2 protein-coding genes and 1 pseudogene are annotated in these 1,952 nt (G+C 70.3%); 1 reads left to right on the top strand and 2 read right to left on the bottom strand.

All coding sequences use genetic code 11. The annotated features are described in order from the left end of the window. Positions 1-46 precede the first annotated feature (46 nt). Complete coding sequence (locus ASF38_RS02610; RefSeq protein WP_056573444.1) at positions 47-871, bottom strand: SDR family NAD(P)-dependent oxidoreductase; 825 nt, start codon at positions 869-871, stop codon at positions 47-49. Then, positions 868-1,497: a TetR/AcrR family transcriptional regulator gene (locus ASF38_RS02605; protein WP_056573441.1), complete on the bottom strand. Its 630-nt coding sequence runs from the start codon at positions 1,495-1,497 to the stop codon at positions 868-870. Before ASF38_RS02605 ends, ASF38_RS02610 begins: the two co-directional genes overlap by 4 nt. 64 nt (positions 1,498-1,561) lie before the next feature. On the opposite strand from ASF38_RS02605, the pseudogene ASF38_RS18630 reads away from it, so the two are divergent. Further along, positions 1,562-1,952, top strand: a pseudogene (locus ASF38_RS18630) (C-5 sterol desaturase); the annotation flags it as partial.

The following is a 1,952-nucleotide window of genomic DNA, read 5'->3' as shown; positions in this document are numbered from 1 at the left end:
CCTCCTCGGATGCTACTCCCGTCCGGACGCTCGACGCACGGATCGATCAGTCGCGGGTGCGGCGCGCGAGGCGCTTGTCCATCCGGCGGATGCTCGGGGTGATCACCTTGGTGAGCGCCCCGGGCAGCACCGACATGCCGGCCTCGGTGACGGCGCCGCCGAGGCTGGTGACCCGCGTCGGCCGCTCGGTGGCGGCCTTGACCAGCCAGCGAGCCGCCTTGTCGGGCGTCATCATCGGCATGGCGGCGTAGATGCTCGTGGCCCCGGACATCTCCGTGCGCACCATCGGGAAGTAGACGACGGTGGTGGTCACGCCCTCGTGGCCGTGCTCGGCGAGCAGGGACCGCGCGAACGACTCGAGGGCGGCCTTGCTGCCGAGGTAGGCGGAGAAGAGCGGGATCGGCAGCTGGGACGACATGGTCGAGGAGAACACGACGTGTCCGCGTGACCCGTCGATGCGGTCCTGCTCGAGGAAGCGGGGCAGCAGGGCCAGCGTGAGCCGCACCGCGCCGAGGTAGTTGATCGCCACGGTGCGCTCGTAGTCGTGCAGGCGGTCCGTGGAGTCGCGGATCGAGCGTCGGATGGACCGGGCGGCGTTGTTGACGAGCACGTCGATGCGTGGGTGCTCGGCCAGCAGCTGCTCGACGACCCGGGCGGTGTCGGCGTCGTCGGTGAGGTCGACGGGATAGGTGCAAGCCGTGCCGCCGGCCTCTCGCACGCGAGCCGCGACGGTGTCGAGCTCGTCGGCGCGACGGGCCAGCAGGCACACGGTCCAGCCCCGCTCGGCGAGCTGCAGCGCCGCCTCGGCGCCGATGCCGCTCGAGGAGCCGGTGACGACCGAGACCTTGGTCCGTCGGGCCCGCGGACTCATCGCGTGGCCCCGGCGGACGCGTCGACGAACAGGGCGCCGATGAGCCGGCCCACGCGGTCGACCATGTCGGCGGCCGTCTGCTCGGGGTGGTCGACCCACCAGTCCATGAGGGAGTCGACGATGCCGAGCCAGGTGGCGGTCATGGCCGACACGTCGAGCTCGTCGGTGACGCCTCCCAGGGCGAGCAGCTCGCTCACGCCCTCGTGGGCCAGCTTGTCGAGACGCTCGGTGTGTGCGCTGACCACGCCCACGACCTCGCTCGCGGTAGGCGCGGTGCGGTCGTGCAGGAGCCGCCAGACGTGACGGCGGTCCTCCAGCACGGCGAACATCCCCGCGAGCGTGCGGACGCCGCGCTCGATGCCCACGACGTCCTCCCGCGCGATGCGCTCGATCTCGTCGCCCAGGAGGGTCCCCGCGCGGTCGAGGCACGCGGCGTAGAGGCCCTCCTTGGAGCCGAAGTAGTTGTAGACGAGCGGCTTGGAGATCCCGGCGGCGCGCGCGACGTCGGCGATGTTGGTGGCCGCGAAGCCGTCGGTCCCGAAGGCCACGGAGGCGACGTCGAGGATCTGCTCCTCGCGCTCGGCACGGGGGACCCCCTTGGTGCCGGCGTTGGGTCGGACGGCCATGCCCGAACTCTAGCGGACGAGTATGAACACGTGGTAACTTACCCAAAAGTCATATGCCCGGACGGTGACGCCCGGGGTCGACGTCGACGTCGGAGGACGCATGGACGACCTGCTGGACCCGCTGAAGAACCCGGTGACCTACGCCGCGCCGTTCTTCGTGCTGACCATCCTCATCGAGTTCGCGGCCCTCAAGTGGCTCGACCACGACGACAACACGACCGGCTACGCCCTCAAGGACGCCCGCACGTCGATCTCCATGGGCGTCCTCTCCCTGGTCTTCCTGACGGCGTTCAAGGTCGTGACGTTCTTCGGCTTCGTGGCCGTCTACGCCTACGTCGCGCCGTTCCAGCTGCCCACGGACACGTGGTGGTACTGGGTCCTGGTGATCCTGGGCGTGGACCTCGGCTACTACTGGCACCACCGGTTCAGCCACCGGGTCCGCATCGCGTGGGCCG

The sequence above is a fragment of the Aeromicrobium sp. Leaf272 genome (genome assembly GCF_001422865.1).
Taxonomy (GTDB): domain Bacteria; phylum Actinomycetota; class Actinomycetes; order Propionibacteriales; family Nocardioidaceae; genus Aeromicrobium.
Note: the sequence above shows the minus strand (reverse complement) of the source record. Positions and strands in the feature narration are given on the sequence as shown.

Bases quoted from the DNA above. Each gene is read 5' to 3' on its own strand.
- ASF38_RS02610 (WP_056573444.1), bottom strand. From the start codon at position 871: ATGAGTCCGCGGGCCCGACGGACCAAGGTCTCGGTCGTCACCGGCTCC.
- ASF38_RS02605 (WP_056573441.1), bottom strand. From the start codon at position 1,497: ATGGCCGTCCGACCCAACGCCGGCACCAAGGGGGTCCCCCGTGCCGAG.